At 69.7% G+C, this 16,129-nt stretch carries 17 protein-coding genes; 5 read left to right on the plus strand and 12 right to left on the minus strand.

Annotated elements, in window-relative coordinates:
* Positions 1-209 precede the first annotated feature (209 nt).
* On the plus strand, positions 210-2,279 hold the full coding sequence (locus ABZS64_RS13900; protein ID WP_355827854.1) for a SpoIIE family protein phosphatase: 2,070 nt from the start codon (positions 210-212) through the stop codon (positions 2,277-2,279).
* A gap of 69 nt (positions 2,280-2,348) precedes the next feature.
* Here ABZS64_RS13900 and ABZS64_RS13905 read toward each other — a convergent pair whose 3' ends face one another.
* Positions 2,349-2,495 (minus strand): hypothetical protein, encoded by a 147-nt coding sequence (locus ABZS64_RS13905; protein WP_355827971.1) that lies wholly within the window; start codon positions 2,493-2,495, stop codon positions 2,349-2,351.
* Positions 2,496-2,751: 256 nt separating this feature from the next.
* Here ABZS64_RS13905 and ABZS64_RS13910 point away from each other — a divergent pair, with 256 nt between their 5' ends.
* Positions 2,752-3,756 (plus strand): D-cysteine desulfhydrase family protein, encoded by a 1,005-nt coding sequence (locus ABZS64_RS13910; RefSeq protein ID WP_355827858.1) that lies wholly within the window; start codon positions 2,752-2,754, stop codon positions 3,754-3,756.
* A gap of 61 nt (positions 3,757-3,817) precedes the next feature.
* Here the strand turns inward: ABZS64_RS13910 and ABZS64_RS13915 are convergent, their stop codons facing one another.
* The 6 genes from ABZS64_RS13915 to ABZS64_RS13940 form a co-directional block, all read right to left on the minus strand.
* The gene (locus tag ABZS64_RS13915; RefSeq protein WP_355827861.1) at positions 3,818-5,224 is read right to left on the minus strand and encodes an FAD-binding oxidoreductase; all 1,407 of its coding nucleotides are present in this window, start codon (positions 5,222-5,224) and stop codon (positions 3,818-3,820) included.
* Between the two features lie 141 nt (positions 5,225-5,365).
* Positions 5,366-6,901, minus strand: a complete 1,536-nt coding sequence (locus ABZS64_RS13920; protein ID WP_355827864.1) for a S8 family serine peptidase — start codon at positions 6,899-6,901, stop codon at positions 5,366-5,368.
* Positions 6,902-7,188: 287 nt separating this feature from the next.
* Entirely contained in the window at positions 7,189-8,211 is a 1,023-nt protein-coding gene (locus ABZS64_RS13925) for a chitinase (protein ID WP_355827867.1), read from the minus strand.
* A 263-nt stretch (positions 8,212-8,474) separates the two neighbouring features.
* On the minus strand, positions 8,475-9,050 hold the full coding sequence (locus ABZS64_RS13930) for a hypothetical protein (RefSeq protein ID WP_355827870.1): 576 nt from the start codon (positions 9,048-9,050) through the stop codon (positions 8,475-8,477).
* Positions 9,051-9,123: 73 nt separating this feature from the next.
* Positions 9,124-9,651 (minus strand): histidine phosphatase family protein, encoded by a 528-nt coding sequence (locus ABZS64_RS13935; protein WP_355827873.1) that lies wholly within the window; start codon positions 9,649-9,651, stop codon positions 9,124-9,126.
* On the minus strand, positions 9,648-10,472 hold the full coding sequence (locus ABZS64_RS13940) for a hypothetical protein (RefSeq protein WP_355827875.1): 825 nt from the start codon (positions 10,470-10,472) through the stop codon (positions 9,648-9,650). Before ABZS64_RS13940 ends, ABZS64_RS13935 begins: the two co-directional genes overlap by 4 nt.
* Before the next feature lie 199 nt (positions 10,473-10,671).
* Here ABZS64_RS13940 and ABZS64_RS13945 point away from each other — a divergent pair, with 199 nt between their 5' ends.
* Together ABZS64_RS13945 and ABZS64_RS13950 are read left to right on the plus strand one after the other, a co-directional pair.
* Positions 10,672-11,232 (plus strand): hypothetical protein, encoded by a 561-nt coding sequence (locus tag ABZS64_RS13945; RefSeq protein ID WP_355827878.1) that lies wholly within the window; start codon positions 10,672-10,674, stop codon positions 11,230-11,232.
* A gap of 80 nt (positions 11,233-11,312) precedes the next feature.
* The gene (locus tag ABZS64_RS13950) at positions 11,313-11,951 is read left to right on the plus strand and encodes an alpha/beta hydrolase (RefSeq protein WP_355827881.1); all 639 of its coding nucleotides are present in this window, start codon (positions 11,313-11,315) and stop codon (positions 11,949-11,951) included.
* 10 nt (positions 11,952-11,961) lie between these two features.
* Here the strand turns inward: ABZS64_RS13950 and ABZS64_RS13955 are convergent, their stop codons facing one another.
* Both ABZS64_RS13955 and ABZS64_RS13960 read right to left on the minus strand, forming a co-directional pair.
* Positions 11,962-12,780: a DUF2785 domain-containing protein gene (locus ABZS64_RS13955; protein WP_355827884.1), complete on the minus strand. Its 819-nt coding sequence runs from the start codon at positions 12,778-12,780 to the stop codon at positions 11,962-11,964.
* A 122-nt stretch (positions 12,781-12,902) separates the two neighbouring features.
* Positions 12,903-13,664 (minus strand): LysR substrate-binding domain-containing protein, encoded by a 762-nt coding sequence (locus ABZS64_RS13960; RefSeq protein WP_355827887.1) that lies wholly within the window; start codon positions 13,662-13,664, stop codon positions 12,903-12,905.
* 58 nt (positions 13,665-13,722) lie between these two features.
* Between ABZS64_RS13960 and ABZS64_RS13965 the strand changes: the two genes are divergently transcribed.
* A complete protein-coding gene (locus ABZS64_RS13965) occupies positions 13,723-14,115 on the plus strand; it encodes a DUF5997 family protein (RefSeq protein WP_355827890.1) in 393 nt (130 codons plus the stop codon).
* A 32-nt stretch (positions 14,116-14,147) separates the two neighbouring features.
* On the opposite strand, the gene ABZS64_RS13970 is transcribed toward ABZS64_RS13965, so the two are convergent.
* Genes ABZS64_RS13970 through ABZS64_RS13980 form a run of 3 tightly spaced genes read right to left on the minus strand, consistent with a single transcriptional unit; the run spans position 14,148 to position 16,113 of the window.
* Positions 14,148-14,846 (minus strand): phosphatase PAP2 family protein, encoded by a 699-nt coding sequence (locus ABZS64_RS13970; protein ID WP_355827893.1) that lies wholly within the window; start codon positions 14,844-14,846, stop codon positions 14,148-14,150.
* The gene (locus tag ABZS64_RS13975) at positions 14,843-15,448 is read right to left on the minus strand and encodes a phosphatase PAP2 family protein (RefSeq protein WP_355827896.1); all 606 of its coding nucleotides are present in this window, start codon (positions 15,446-15,448) and stop codon (positions 14,843-14,845) included. The genes ABZS64_RS13970 and ABZS64_RS13975 overlap by 4 nt, the downstream gene beginning before the upstream one ends.
* Positions 15,445-16,113: a DedA family protein gene (locus tag ABZS64_RS13980; RefSeq protein WP_355827899.1), complete on the minus strand. Its 669-nt coding sequence runs from the start codon at positions 16,111-16,113 to the stop codon at positions 15,445-15,447. The genes ABZS64_RS13975 and ABZS64_RS13980 overlap by 4 nt, the downstream gene beginning before the upstream one ends.
* Positions 16,114-16,129 lie beyond the last annotated feature (16 nt).

Consider the following 16,129-nt stretch of genomic DNA (forward strand, 5'->3'; position numbering starts at 1 on the left):
TGGCCGAGGAGCATTACTCGACCCACCGGTGCATCTGAATACCACCAGGTCGGCCAGGACCCCGGAACCTCCAGTTCCGGGGTTCACGCATGTTCGTGAACCAGAGTCGTCCGGATGTCTGCACAATGGATGACGAAGACGCCTGAACCTCCTCCGGCAGCCGGCGGGCGGGGCGAGGCGATGCGTGCCGCGGGTGGAAGGCGAGTTTCGTGCCGTCAGATCGGTCGGGGGGCGAGAAGGCTCCTGGCCCGCTGTGGTCCGAGCCCGGGACGCTGCTGGAGCACGTGTCCATTGCCGTCTTCGGCATCGATCAGGACGACCGGATCTGCTACTGGGGCCCTGGCGCGCAGGACCTCTTCGGGCACGACCCCGGGGCGGTGCTGTCCAAACCCGCCCGTGTCCTCTTCCCGGATCCGCCCCGAGGCGCCCCCGCCACGTCGATCTGGCTGGCGGAGCAAGGCCGCACCCTGGGGTATTGGCGCGGCCGGCTGCGGGCACGGCACCAGGACGGCGCGGACTTCGACTGCGGTTTCAGAGTCTTCCCCGTGACGGGCGCCGGGGGCCCTTCGGTGGTCATGGCCCTGGCGAGCCGAAGCGACGAACTCGACCGGGTGAAGACCAACCTGGCCTTCCTTGATGCCCTCTTCGAGACCTGTCCCATCGGCCTGGTCATGCTCGACGAGGAGCTGCGATACGTCCACCTCAACCAGGCGCTCGCCGATATGGACGGCCTCCCCATCGAGGAACACCTCGGACGGCGCATGGAAGAAATCATGATCACGTCCGACGGCGGTGAGTACCAGCGGACACTGCGAGCGGTCGCCGCCGAGGGACGCGCCGTCGTGGGCGCACTCGTGGGTGTGCGCACACCAGGTCACCCCGATCGTGATCAGGTGCGGTCGGTCAGCTTCTTCCCTCTCACCGGGGCCGTCGGCACCCGGACCGGAGTGGGCGGGCTGCTGGTGGACGTGACCGACCGGGAGCAGGCCATCATCGAGGCAACCGCCGGCCGGCAGCGGCTGGCCCTGCTGGACCGGGCCGCGGCCCGTATCGGCACGACCCTGGACGTGGATGTCACCGCCCGGGAGCTGGTCGCGGCCGCAGTTCCCGACTTCTCGGACGCATCCGTCGTGGAAGTCGTGCAGTGGATGGACGAGCCTGAGGTGTTCGACCCGGAACTGCCGCTGGTCACCCACCGGATCGCCTCCGGCACCATCCTGCCCCCACCCGCCACCGAACTCGTGAGCGGACTCGAGGACGTGACGTACCCACCGGGTTCCGCCATCCACCGGATGCTTCAGACGGGCCGTCCCGTCTCCGTCCTGGTGAACGACGAGTTCATGACCCGGACCGTCATCCACCAGGCCCGCGCGCAGCTCCTCAGAGACAGCGGCCTGGCCTGCATCCTCCTCGCCCCGCTCATCGCCCGGGGCACGGTCCAGGGCATCACCATGTTCGGACGCTCAGCGGCCCGGCCGGCCTTCACTGAAGAAGACCTCAGCCTGGCCGGTGAACTCGCCTCCCGCGCCGCGCTCTGCCTGGACAACGCGCGTCTCTACAGCCGAGTGCAGGACATCGCGCTCACCCTCCAGCGCGCGCTGCTCCCCAGCGCGCTGGCGACCAGTCCTTACGTGCAGGTCGCCCACCGCTATCTGCCCGGTAGCCACATCACCGAGGTCGGCGGCGACTGGTACGACGTGATCAACCTGCCCGGCGACCGGGTCGCCCTGGTCGTCGGTGACGTGATGGGACACGGAGTGCCGGCCGCTGCTGCCATGGGAAGGCTGCGTATCACCGCCAAGGCACTTGCCCGGCACAACCAGGAACCGGACGACCTGCTCGCCGAACTCGACGCCTGCGCCCAGGAGGCGGGAATCGAGCTGGCGACCTGCCTCTACATCCTGTACGACCCCGCGACAGGTCGCGCCCGCATCGCGAGCGCCGGCCATCCCCCGCCCCTCGTACGCCACCCGGACGGCAAGGTCGAGACCATCAGCGATGTGCTGGGAGTCCCCCTCGGGGTGGGCGGTCACCCCTTCAGAACGATGGAGATCGACCTCCCTGAGGACGCCATTCTGGCCCTCTATACGGACGGCCTCATCGAAGCACGCGGCCAGGACATCGAGGAGGGCCTGGAGGCAGTACGTGCCGAACTGCGCCGGGCATCGGGCGAGTTGGAAGAAACTGCGGACCGCATGCTCTCGAGCCTGCTGCCCGACCCACCGGACGACGACACGGTGCTCGTCCTCGCCCGCGTCCGTCGCAGTCCTTCAACGTAGGGGATGTCCCAGGTCCGGCGCTGCCGGTGCAGCTGACGTGCAGCTCCCCGCACCGGCCGCGGCCATTCACTAGTTTGCGCGCAGCCACTCGTCGAGAGCGGCGAAGTCCGCGTCGGTCGGATACCCGTCCAGATGCTGTTGCGGCGTCGCCCCGAACGGAATGAGTGGCCCGTCGACATCGAGGAAGAGCAGTGGACGCTGGGCCGATACGGTCACGACTGCACGATACCCAGGGGACGTAGCACGGAGGACTCCCCGCTGTTGGTCCTCGCCTGGGCATGATCGCGGCATGACTGCAGCAGATGATCCCTGCGCGGCCCGTGCGGTGACATAGCCGCGTCGCCTGGCTGCGCGGCTGTCAGGCGGCGAAACCGACGGGGTGACGTGCTCATACTGGCCCCATTGGCAATCGAGGTCGGCGACTGCTCCGCACCGGCGTGACCCGACAGCACGACGGACTGAGGTAGTGACGATGGCTTCCGGCAGCACCCCGCAACGGGCCGGTCTCGGCACGTGGCCGACCCCGCTCGAACCCGCCCCGCGGCTGGCTCACGCGCTCGGCCTGGGCCCGGACGACCTGTGGGTCAAGCGCGACGACCTCACCGGCCTGGGCGGCGGCGGGAACAAGATCCGCAAGCTGGAGTGGCTCTGCGGTGCGGCCCTGGCCGACGGGGCCACCACCCTGGTGACCACCGGGGCTCCGCAGAGCAACCATGCGCGGCTGACCGCCGCCGCCGGTGCCCGGCTGGGGCTCGATGTCGTACTCGTCCTCGCCGGCACACCCACATCGTCGACCTCGGGCAACCTCGCGCTCGACGGCCTCTTCGGCGCCACGGTCGTCTGGGCGGGCGCCGTCGACGGCAAGGCGCTCGACGTCAGAGCCATGCAGGTGGCCGAGCAGGTGCGGCAGCGGGGCGCCGCCCCGGCGCTGATCCCCTTCGGCGGTTCCAGTCCGCTCGGCGCGCTGGGCTATGTCGAGTGCGGGCGCGAACTCCTCACTCAGGCACCTGACATGGCCACCGTCGTCGTCGCGGTCGGCTCCGGCGGCACCATGGCCGGCCTCGTCGACCAGCTGGGTCCCGCACGCGTCCTCGGCGTCCACTGCGGTGCCGTCGCGGACCCCGCCGGCACCGTGTCCGAACTGGCCTCCGCCGTGTCCGGAGTGCCCTGCGCCCCGGAGAAATTGAGGCTGCGGCTCGACCAGGTCGGCGACGCCTACGGCACGCTGACCGAACCGGTCATGGCCGCCCTCACCATGGCCGCCCGCACCGAGGGCATCGTCCTCGACCCGATCTACACGGGACGCGCGATGGCCGGCCTGATCGCGGCCGTCAAGGACGGCGACATCACCCCCGGACAGCGCACGATCTTCCTGCACACGGGCGGCCTGCCCGGCCTGTTCGGCCACGCGGCAACACTCGCTCAAGCACAGGCCGCCCTCGTCGGCGAGGACTTGCCTGCATACGGCTCCGCATGATCCACCTGCATCAGCGCAGGGCACTTGACTGCCTGAAGCGCCGCCGCCACGGCGGTGTCCATCAGCCGTCCGGAGCGATGTTCTGGTTGGAGCTGAAGACGTTGGCCGGGTCGTAGTGCTGCTTGAGCGCGCGCAACTGGCGGAGCTTGTTCTCTCCGTACGCCTGCCGGACGCGCTCCGCGCCCTCGTCCATGAGGAAGTTGACGTAGACACCGGTGTGGTAGGGCTCCAGCGCCGACCAGGAGTCGCGTACCCACTGGCGTTCCTCGGCGAAGCCGTTGGCATTCTCGCAGTTGCCGTTGATGTTGAACGTATGGCCGGTGCCGCGGCCGCTGAAGGCGGTCTCGTCCTCGCCGACGCGGGCGACGGCACCGCCGAGGTGGAAGATCCCGCAGGTCGAGAGCGGAGAGGCGATCCGCAAGGCGTGCTCCGCGGTGATGTCGATGACCTCGTCGGCGAGCCGGTCGACGTCGCAGGCCCGGAAGTAGTACCACCACCCGGGGCGGAAGGATGGGTCGAACATGGCCTGATGCTGGACGAAGGGCTTGGGCGCACACAGGTCCAGCAGCGGCGTCCCGAAGGCCCGCAGCGACCGGAGGACCTCCTGACCGGCCTCGACATCGCCGGCGTAACAGCTGATCACTGCTACAACGGGCCTGCCGTGCAGCTCCGGCGGGATGGCCGGGAGCGGCGGGGCCTTGCGGTGGACGACGATGGTCGTCAGCTCGTCCGGCACATCGGTGATCCAGTCCCGGTAGAAGCGCAGGACGTTCGGCGCCTCCTCCATGGGCCACAGGATCGGCCCGGCGACCACCGTGGGTCCCACCGGGTTGAGCCGGAACTCGAACTCCGTGACCACGCCGAAGTTGCTTCCTGCGCCGCGCACGCCCCAGAACAGTTCAGGTTCGCGCGCCTCACTCGCCGTGACGAAGGTGCCGTCCGCGGTGACCATGTCGACCGACAGCAACTGGTCGACCGTGAGCCCGTACTTCCGCATCAGCCAGCCGATACCGCCGCCGAGCGTCAGCCCGGCGAGGCCGGTGTGCGTCACGATCCCGGAGGGCACAGCCATTCCGAAGTGCTGCGTCTCCCGGTCGAGTGCCCCGAGCAGCACCCCGGCCTGGGCCCTGACCGTGCGGTTCTCCGGATCCACGCGTACGCCGTTCATCACCGACAGGTCGATGACGAGTCCGCCCTCGCACAGCGACTGCCCGGGGAAACTGTGGCCCCCGCTCCGCACGGCGACGGGTAGCCCGCTACTCCTCGCGCAACGCAGCGCCGCCACAACGTCGGCGACGCCGGTGCAATAGGCGATGAGGGCGGGAAACTTGCTGATCGACCCGTTCCAGATGTGCCGGGCTTCGTCGTAGGCAGGGTCACCGGCTCGGACCAGCCTGCCGGAGAAGGAACGCTCCAGCTCCTGGAAGGCTGTCCCGTCCGGTCGTGCGGCTGCAGTGGCTGCGCCCACGGGCCCTACTCCTCACCCTCTACCGCCAAGCCTCCCACCGGACGGAAGGCGCTGCCAGCTCAGGCGGGCACCGGTAGACGGCGTCCGCGCCCTGAGGCCCGCTGATTCTGCAGGCCTCAGGGCGCGGCGCGGCGCGGTGTGTCAGTGCCTCGTGACCGCGTCGAGCGCGTTGACGATGCCGTAGCCGTAGAAGCCGTTCACCCGCTTGCCGCCCTTGCAGGTGGAGTCTTCGACGCCGTTGCCGTCGGGGTCGTACAGTCCGGTCGGGCAGCCCGGGTTGTCCGCCTGGGCCTTGAGCAGCGCCTGCAGAGCCTGCGGGCCCGCCCACGGGTGGGTGCTCTTGAGGAGCGCCGCGACACCGGCCACGTGGGGGCCGGCCATCGAGGTGCCCTGCAGGAAGGCGTACCCGTTGTTGGGCATGGTGGCGAGGATCCGGCCGTTCTTCGACGGCGTGTCCGGGATCTGGTACTTGTCGCCGCCCGGGGCCGCGACGTCGACGACGCCGAGTCCGTAGCTCGAGTAGTACGACTTCAGGTTCTGCACGCCGGTCGCGGAGACCGTGACGACACCCGGCAGCTGGGTCGGGATGTCGAAGCACTTGTGCGGGTCGACGGTCCGCGTGGCCGGGGTCGTGTCGTCGGGGCTGGAGTCGTCGACGATCGCGTCGGAGTCGAGGTCGTCGTTGGAGTTGCCCGCGGAAGCGACGTGCAGCGTGCCCTTGCTCTGCGCATACAACGAGGCCCGGTTGACCGCGTCGACGATGGCCTTCTGGTCCGGGTCGTCGAGGCAGTTGTAGAGCCACGGGTCGATGTAGTAGCTGTTGTTGGTGATCTCGACGCCGTGGTCGGCGGCGAAGACGAACGCGCAGACGACGCTCTCCGGGAAGAAGAGGCTGGTCTTCGGGTCGCTCACCTTGATCGAGGAGACCTTGACACCCGGGGCAACACCGGCCACGCCGATGCCGTTACGGGCGGCGGCTATCTCACCCGCGACATGCGTGCCGTGGTAGTCGGTCGCCGGGTCGTACGGACGCCAGGCGCCCTCACTGGTGTCCGCGACGCCGCCGACACAGTTGGCGGACTGGCTCTTTGAGAAGTTCGCGGCCAGGTCGGGGTGGGTGTCGTCGACACCGGTGTCGATCACGGCGACGGTGACGTTCCTGCTGCCGGGGTTGATCTTGGCGGCCTTGTCCGCGCCGATGGCGCGCAGGTCCCACTGGTCGGCCTCGAGCGGCTCGGCACCATCGGCGGCGGCCGTAAGGGCCTGGGCCTTGGCGCTGTCCACGTACTCCGGGGCGCCGACCTCGGTGGTGCTCGCAGGGGCAAGTGCGGCGGTACGCGTGGCACCCGCGCTCTGTACCCCCTTGACCGTGCGCATCTGCTTGGCGAAGTCGGGGTTCGCCGAGTGGACGACGATGACGCCGATCTTCGCGTGAGTTATGACAACAGTGCCGCCGGCCTCGGCGATCGCCTTCTCAACGGCCTTGATGGTGCCGTGGTTCGCCTTGGTGTTGACCACGTACGAAAGCGTGGGGCCGTCCGAGGTCGCTGTGGCAGGGGTGTCCTGCACAGCGGCCTGGGCGGCGGCGCCCGGCAGAAAGCCGAGCGACGCGGTCAGCGCCAGTCCGGCCGGTACCGCGAGGGCGGCACGCAGGCGTCTGGAGCGCAGATGAGCCATGGAGGTACTCCGCATCATCAGTGGGACCGCCCGAAGCGTGTGGGCACGGGCGGGGTACGTGACGATGAAAGCTAGCGTCGATCAACTGTGCGTATCAATGGCCAACGGCAATGGGCTTTTTCGCCTGCTTCCGACTCCCCCGCAGCCGTGCGCACACGGGTCACCCCCGGTCCCGGCTCACCGAACCGTCTGCTGAACGTCGAAGGACCCCCCTAGCCAGGCCGCGGCCGTGCAGCAGCGCCGCCGGGTGAACGGCGGCGCTGCTGCTACGACAGCCCCTGGGGGCGCTACGGCAGGTTGTGCACGTGCGGTCCGACCGCGTTCGACCAGGCGTTGCCCGAGGACGCGTCCCAGTTCGTGGACCAGGTCATCGCGCCGCGCAGTCCCGGGTAGGTCTTCGACGGCTTGAACGAGCCGCAGTTGGTGCCCTGCGTCAGGCAGTCGAGGGCGTTGTTCACCACCGACGGCTCGACGTAGCCGCTGCCCGCTCCGCTGGTGGAGGCGGGCACGCCGATGCCGACCTGGGAGGGGTCGAGGCCGCCTTCGAGCTGGATACAGGCGAGGGCGGTGAGGAAGTCGACCGATCCCTGGGAGTAGACCTTGCCGTCGCAGCCCAGCATCGAACCGCTGTTGTAGTACTGCATGTTGACGACGGTGAGGATGTCCTTCACGTTCAGCGCCGTCTTGAAGTACTCGTTGGACGTCGACTGCATGTCGATGGTCTGCGGCGCCATCGTCACGACGAGGCCCGAACCGGCCTTCGCGGCCAGTGCCTTCAGCGCCTGCGTCATGTACGTCGAGTTGAGGCCGTTCTCGAGGTCGATGTCGACGCCGTCGAACCCGTACTCCTCCATCAGCCCGTACACCGAGTCGGAGAAGGCCTTCGCGGAGGCGTCGTCGTTGACGGCGACCGCGCCCTTCTCGCCGCCGATGGAGATGACCACGGACTTTCCGGCGGCCTTCTTGGCGGCGAGGTCCGACTTGAACTGCTCGACGCTGTACCCGCCGAGGCCGGCCGAGTCGAGGTTGAAGGCGACCGCGCCGGGCGTGCTCGTCGCGTCAGCGAACGAGACCGCGATGATGTCGTAGTTGGCGGGGACATCGCTGAGCTTCTGGACGGTGGCGCCGTTGTTGAAGTTCTGCCAGTAGCCGGTCACGGCGTGCGCGGGTACGGCGGTGGGGGCAGCCGAGGTGGTGCGGGACGCCGGATCTTCCGTCGCATTCGCGGCGGGTATGGCGATACCGGCGGCTGCGAGAACGCCGACGGCGAGCACGGCTTTCAGCGTGCGGGGGCGTACTTTCCTGTGCACTGCATGGCCTCCGTGGGGGGAGATCACGCCGCAGCACGCAGCTGAGGCAGCGCGTGAACGCGCGGCGCGAGTGGGGGGAATTCGCGTTTCGGAACGGTGGCCACCGCTGGACGTACAAGCTGGTCCAGACCATTCCTCTTTGTCAAGGCCCGCACTCGATCCCGGCCGTGCTTTTCAATGTCCACACATGCGTGATCCCGAAGCCTCCGCCACCGGCCGGCGGGTGTCCTCGCCCCGAGAACACCCGCCGGGAACTGGGCAGTTCAGTCTTCGAAGTAGACGTCCAGGACGGCGTCCAGTTCGGCCGCCCACTCCTTGAGGTGGCTCCTGGCCGCCGCCTCGACCTCGGCGTCGAACCAACGGCGCGTCGACATGTGGACGGTGACGGTGAATCGGCGCCCGAACCGCGCCGGCTTGACCTCGACCGCCCCGATCTCGTCCCACCGGAAGTCGGCTTCCTGATCGTCGAGCCGGAACCGGATGCCGTCGCGGTCCGCCCTGATCGAACCGCGGCGGTCGCTGACCTCGAATACGGGGCCGTTCTCCGCCTGGTCCGTGCCACGGGGGTCGGCCGCGTCTGCGGAGCCGGACTCGGGCTCGGGCTCAGGCTCGGAGTCGGAGTCGGAGTTGGACTCGGAGTCGTCGGGGGTGCCCTCAGACTCCTCGGCATCAGGAACGTCATCGGGAGGGACGGCGTCGTCGGAGGTTCTGTCGCCGCTCTGCTCAGGGACTTTGTCCTGCGTCCCGGCAGGGTCAGGGGCCATGAGGCCGGGAATATATGCCGGATCTGTCCCCGCGGCGTACTCGAGCCGGATGTTGGGATCTACGCTCTGCTCCACGGCGGGCAGTATGAACGACGAACCTGTGCAACACCAACGAACCTCCGTTCGGAGACACGAGCGCGGCGGCCCGTCAGGGCTTCGCACCGCGGGGCACGACCATCTCCGTCAACCGGGCTGCCCCCGCTTCGAGATCCGACCAGGGGCCCGGCACACGCAGGACGGCGATGGCGGACGTGGGGAATTTCGTACGTGTCTGCTCCAGTGCGAAGGCGTCCGCCTCACCGGCAAGCATCAGGACCAGCTCCTGCGCACCGGGGTTGTGCCCGATCAGCATCAGAGTCCGTACGCGTCCGGGGATCTCCCGGACGACGTCGAGCAACTCCGTTGCGCTCGCGCCGTACAGGCGCACGTCATGGGTCACCGGCGGGGTGACGTCGAACTCGGCCGCGGCGAGCTCCCACGTCCGGCGGGTGCGACGGGCGGTGGAGCAGACAACGAGGTCAGGGACGCAGTCGCTCTCGCGCAGCCAGCGGCCGGCGGCCGGGGCGTCGCGTCGGCCGCGCGGAGCCAGCGGCCGATCGTGGTCGGCCACGTCGTCGGGCCAGGCGGACTTGGCGTGCCGCAGCACCACCAGGCGGCGGGAGTCGGCCGCTGTCACGGCATCGCCCGGTGCTGGTGGCCGACCTCGCGCGCGAGGTCCAGCCCGAGGACGCGGTCGAGATGGGCGAAGGTCTCGAACTTCGCGCCGGCCGGGACGTCCACGTCCCTCTCCAGGCTCACCAGCATGTCCAGGACGGCGGGGACGCCCAGATCGTCGGCGAGCGCGGCATGAGCCTGTCGCAGCAGGTCGGCGGGGATCGGCCGGGACGGCTCCTGCGCCCAGTCGGCCACCTGTTGCCGCCAGTGCCGCAGTGCCCGCCGGGCCTCGGCGAGCCCCGCGCGGGTGACCGTGACCGGCGAACTGTAGGACTGGCCGAGCAACAGCATCCTGAGAGCGAGCGGATCGGCCCCCTCCTCGGCCCCCTCCTCGTCCCGGTCCTCCAAGGCAGCGCTCCCGTCGAGGCCCGTCTCGTCCGGAAGGGCACGGCTGACACTGCCCACGACGATCCGGACACCTTCGACAGCGTCCGTTTCGGAGCCGTGAGCGAAGAGGTGCACGTCGGCAGGAGCGCCCGGTGAACCGGTCACCTCGTGAGCTTCGACGGTGGCGGGCGGGTGGATGCCGAGGGCGGCCATGACTCGGTCGAGCGCATGGGCCTGCCCGGGCGGCAGCTTCGGTGTGGTGAGGACCGTGAGAGCCTGCAGGCCGTGCAGCTCCGCGGTGCGCGCAAGTACGTCGCCGACCAGCGGCGCGCGCAGATGCGCCGTGCCGATCCCGGTGTCGATGACTGGGAGATGGACGCAGATGCGCAGCAGATGGCGGTTCCCGGTGGGGATCTCCACGAGGCGGCCGGTGGCGGTGTCGGCGATACGCAGCATGCTGCGGAGGCTAGTCGCGGGAACCTCCCCTGCGGGGGAGGTCGGGTTCGGTCGGTACGGCTTCATCGCGCATGCTCGCGCCTCGGGCGATGGACGACGCACACTGGAGGTACCCAGCCAAGCGTGCCGGTGATGCGCTCACCAACTGCTGATCTTCCGCTGACGGTCCCTGGCCGGGGGGCTGTGACCAGGAGGAGCCGTGCCCCTACCCGCCGCTCAGGACCCGCCGTCGCGCATAGCCCTCATGGCGCAGGATCTGCTGCACCGCGCGTCCCGGGCGCTTGGGCGCTGGTGGCCTGCTGCGCCTGCGCCTCCGGTGCGGATCGCACGACCGGAGCAGCTGCGGACCCTGGCGGACGTGCTCGATGCGGCGGTCGCCGCGCAGCCGCTGGCGGACCGGCTGGTGGCTGCCTGCGGGGAGCCGGAGCCGGTATCAGGGGACGTCGCCAAAGCGGCCGGGGAGCAGGTGGTCGTCTACCACCGCCTGCATGGGATGCTGCGCGCCCTGCCTGCGGACGGCGACGTCGCCGAAGCCCGCGAACGCGCCGCACGGCTGCTGTCCTACCACCAGTGGATGCTGCACCAGTCGCTCGTCTTCGCCTTCACCACGAACCCGGACTCCCGGGTGGAGGCCGCGCGGCTGAGGATCAACGGACTGGGGGCGCCTGCCGACGCGCTTCGCGAGCTGCGTGATCAAGTCCGGGCCGCAGCGGACGGCGTGCCGGACGACTGCCGCGGTCCATCTCCCGGACACGACTAGACCTGCATGATCCGCCAAGCCCACAATCGCTTCGACCCTCACGGCCCCCGGCCAGACCTCCCCTCTGACTGCGAGAGACCATGACCGAGACCACGATCGAGCGCGGCTTCCTGCTGCTTCACGGATGGCAGAACCACCGGCCTGCCGGACACTGGCAGCACTGGCTCGCCGACCGGCTCACAGGTCTGGGGCACGCGGTCGACTATCCCCAGCTGCCCGACCCGGACCACCCCGATCTTGAACGATGGCTGACCGAACTACGCACCCGGCTCGGCGCGTTGCACGGCCGGGAACGCACCGTCATCTGCCACAGTCTGGCCTGCCTGCTGTGGCTGCACGCCGTGGCCCGCAACGCCGTACCGGTCCCCGTAGACCGGGTCCTCCTCGTCGCTCCGCCGTCTCCGGGAGTGCTTGAACAGCACGCGGAGATCGCGGCGTTCACCCCGTCGCCGGTGACGACCGTGCAACTCTCCGCCGCCGCCACGTACACCCGTATCGTCGGCAGCGACAACGACCCCTACTGCCCTGAAGGCGCCGCGGACACGTACGGCGAACCTCTCGGCCTGCCTGCGAACGTCCTGGCCGGCGCGGCCCACCTCGACATGGACGCGGGCTACGGCTCCTGGCCCTCACTCCTCGACTGGTGCCTCGGCTCGTCGAACGACACTCCGATCCAGCACCGCACCGAAGTGCTCGCTGCGGAGCCGGAGTCGGGCTGAACAGGAAATGTCAGGCGAGCCAGCTGTACGGCAGGCGGAGGATGGAGGCAACACGTGCGGCCACGACCTGAGCGTGTGGCGGAATGCCTCCGTCGGCAAGGCCGTGGGTCAGGTGGAGATGAAGGGACTGAAGCGTGGCGAAGGTGTTGAAGGCCCACGATGGTACGGAGCCGGGGCCTCCACCTTCGAGGGCGTCCATCACTACGCTCAACCAGTCGGTGGCCTGCTCGGCCGTCAGGCCAGGAGCGAGCAGGATGCGGCTGAGCGCGTGGGCAAGGCGCGCATCCTCCAGCTGGGCATAGCGGTAGTCGGCGTGCGCGGCGGTCATCCGGCGGGCGCACAGTTCCAGCAGTTCGGTACGGCGGGCAGGCAGCGCCTGCGCGAACGCCGCAGCCGCGTCGGCGCCGTGGGCGACAGCGTGCAGCCAGCCGAGGGAGTCGTCCCAGCCGCGGGTGTCGCGCTCGGAGGGATACCAGGAGGAGAAACCGGCGTACCAGCGCTCCGCGGCCGCCTCCGGCACGGTGCCGGGGACGGCGTGTCCGCGCGTCAGAACGCACCGGAGTACGAGCGGAGCGAAAGTTCGGGCCTGAATCTCAGGATGGGTGAAACGGTCCGCGGCAGTGTCACCGAGGTCTTCCAAGACCTCATCCAGGTGCCCTTCCCGTATCCAGCGCGCGGCGGCGGTGTAGGCGTGATCGTCACGGACCTCGGGGTCGGGAGACACGAGCATGGCCGACAGCTCGTCGCTGAGCCGGGAAGCGGACACGGCGTCGGGGAAGGGAAAGCCCTCGGCGGCGATGGACGACCAGCGGACAAGATCAGTACTCACCGCGGCAGCTTTCCACGCGACCTCGAAGACCGGCAAGGAATCCCGCACCGGAACGCGCACGGCAGCCCCGCGGGCGAACGAAACGCCCCCGGCTGAGCAGGCAGGAAGCCGAAAGGCCGTGACTACGACCGGCGGCGAGGTTTGCCGCGCTTGGCGCCTTTGGGGCCGCCGGAACCGCTCCGTGGGCTCTTGCCGGCCGACTTGCCTGCTGCGGGCTTCTGCCGTGCGCCGCCCTTGTCGGGGCGCTTGCCCTTCGGCTGTGCCGGGGCCGGGGTGCGACCCCGCGAACTGTTGACGGTCCGCCCGCGGACGATCCCGATGAAGTCCTCCACCAGGTCGGTGGTCTCGTCCTCCGGCCACGACAGCGCGACGCGCGACTCGGGGGCGTCCGAGACCGGCCGATACGTGAGGTCCTTGCGGTGGTGCAGACGGGCGAGTGACTGCGGGACGACGAGCAGCCCCACTCCTGCCGCCACGAGTTCGACGGCGTCCTCCGTGGTGGCGGGGCGCTCGTTCGCGGGCCGTCCAGGCCGGTGCTCCCATTCGAGGGTCTCGTCGAGGGGATGCAGCACGATTTCGTCGGCCAGATCCTCGGCGGACACCTCGTCGACCGCCGCCACGACATGGTCCTTGGGGACCACGACAACCGTCGTCTCGGTGTAGAGGGGGATGGCGCTGAGGTCCGTCCTGTCGATCGGCAAGCGCACGAAACCCGCGTCGGCGCCGCCGGCCCGCAACACGTCGGGCGCTTCGGCGGCGGACACCGCGATGAGGGTCAGTGGGACGTCGGGCAGCCGCTCGTTCCAGATCCGCACCCACTTCGTGGGCGTCACTCCCGGGACATATGCGAGCCGGAACGAAGGGGATACTTCCGAGCCTGTCACCGCGCCAGGCTACCGGTCATGGTCAGAGGCAGCGCACACGCTCGATACTCTTGACCCCATGACGTCGCACAAGACCACCCAGACGATGAAGCCCGCCACCGCGGCAAAGAAGCTGGGTGTGTACCTCGAGGCCACCCCCGCCGAGTTCCAGGAAGGTGTCGTCTCGCGCGACGAGCTGACTGCCCTGCAGGCCGATCCGCCCGAGTGGCTGGTGGAACTGCGCCGCAACGGTCCGCATCCCCGCCCGGTGGTCGCGGCGAAGCTGGGCGTCTCCATCGCAGGTCTCGCGCGCGGCGGAGTCACCGAAGCCCTCACCACGGAGCAGATCGACGCCTTGAAGGCGGACAATCCCGAGTGGCTGCAGAAGGAACGCGCCACCCAGGCCGAGGTCCGGAAAGAAGCGGTGCGCATCAAGGAGAAGAACGCGGAGCGGGGCGATCAACCCCGCTGAACGCGTTTCCACCAACTGGATACGTACAAGACTCAGTTACGGGCGGGGCTGGTCACCGTCACGCCATGGACCGCAGGCGGCCTCGAGGCCGGCATCAGTGCCGCCCCCAGGCCGAGGCAGGTCAGCGCGAACAGCCAGCCGCCCAGGACGTCGCTGGGCCAGTGCACCCCGAGATAGACGCGGCTCAGGCCGACCGCGATCGCCCAGCCCATGAGGAGCACGCAGCTGCTGCGTGCGAGGGAGGGGCGGACCCTGCGGGCGATGGCCCAGGCCAGCAGCCCCGCCATCAGTGCGGACGTGGTGGCGTGGCCCGAGGGGAAGCCGAAGTTGGAGGCGTGGGTTGCCCAGTCGGCGATCGCGGGCCGGGGGCGGCCGATCAGGTGCAGGGGGGCATAGCGGGCGGCTTGGGCCAGGCCGAGGAATGCGACGGCGCCGGCCGCCAGGAGCAGGCGGTGGCGTGTGTCGCGTCCGGCTAGGAGTCCCGCCACCACGGCGCACACATAGGGGAAGGGGCCGGTACCCGTCGCGGTGATGCCCCGTGCCAGGGCAACCGCGAGGGCGGGGCGGTGATGCACGGACCAGATGTGCAGGCTCTGGTCCAGCGGCAACGGCAGACTGTGGTTGAGGGCAACGGCTGTGGCCAGCAGGGCGAAGAGTGCGGCGCACAGCGCGGTGATGCTCAGCGCGGCCGTGCGGCGTATGCGCGTGCCCGTCGGGGCGGTTTCGTTCATCGCGGGGCTACCAAGGGGCGCAGTGGGGTGTTGCGGAGGCGGTCGATGAGCGGAGCGGAGCGGCGGGCTGCGACTGTCAGTGGCCAGGCGACGGCCGCTCCGACGATCAGGCCGAGGATGACGTCGTGGGGGTAGTGGACTCCGACCCACACGCGGGCGAATGCCATCAGCAGCGCCGCGGGGACGGCGATGGCTCCGAGGCCGCGGTGGGTGAGCCAGATGGCCACGGCTGCCGCGGCGGCGATGGCGGCGTGATTGCTGGGGAAGGACCAGTCACCCGCAGAAGGGCACGCCTCCAGGGTGACGGTGTGCAGGGTCTGGCAGGGCCGCTGCCCGCGCACCAGTGACTTGATGATGGCGTCGACGGCGAACGCCGTGACCACGACGAGAGGGGCGGCCAGCGCCATGGCCGTCCGCGGTGAGGAGCCGGGCCGTGCCCGCCACCATGCCGCCAGCATGAGTACGGCGAACAGGGCGAGGCCGTAGGTGGACCAGGCGGACAGCACGGAGTCCAGCCAGGCAGGTGCGTTGCCCGCGGCATCGGTGATGGATGTGTACGGTCCGCCGTCCAGGGAGCTTCCGTCCAGATCGAGCGGACTCAACGCGAACCGTCCTCGGACGTCCGGCGGGAGCGGGCGCGCACCACCTCCACGGCCAGCGGGAGGAGGGAGATCACCACGACCACGGCCACGATCGGCAGCAGGTAGCGGTCGATGTTGGGGACCGAGGAGCCGAGCGCGTATCCGGCCAGCACGAGACCGACGGTCCAGATGAGACCACCGATGACCTGCCAGAGCGTGAACAGGCGGGCAGGCACGTTCAAGGCTCCGGCCAGCGGGTTGAGTACGGTGCGTACGACCGGAACGAAGCGGGCCAGCACGATCGCCTTGGCGTAGCCATAGCGGTTGAGCAGGTCCTCGGCCCGCTCGGCGCCCTCGTGGAGTTTGCGGCTGCGGCTGCGCGCCAGCAGCGTCCTGCCGCCGCGCCGCCCGATCCAGTAGCCCGCCTGCGCTCCCAGCAGGGCTCCGACGACAGCGGCGATCAGGACCTGGGGAAGCGAGAGGTGCACCGGGCCGTGTGCGCCGGGCACGCACAGCAGGCCCGCGGTGAAGAGCAGGGAGTCTCCCGGCAGGAAGAAGCCGACGAGCAGTCCGGTCTCGGCGAACAGGACGACCGCGATACCGAGGGCGCCGAACGCGGACAGCAGTGACCCCGCGTCGAGAAGGTTCACTGCCTGCGGCGCTGCCGCGAGGGCGGATACGGCCATGGTGGGCTGCTCCCAT

The organism is Streptomyces sp. NPDC005408 (assembly GCF_040606445.1).
Taxonomy (GTDB): domain Bacteria; phylum Actinomycetota; class Actinomycetes; order Streptomycetales; family Streptomycetaceae; genus Streptomyces.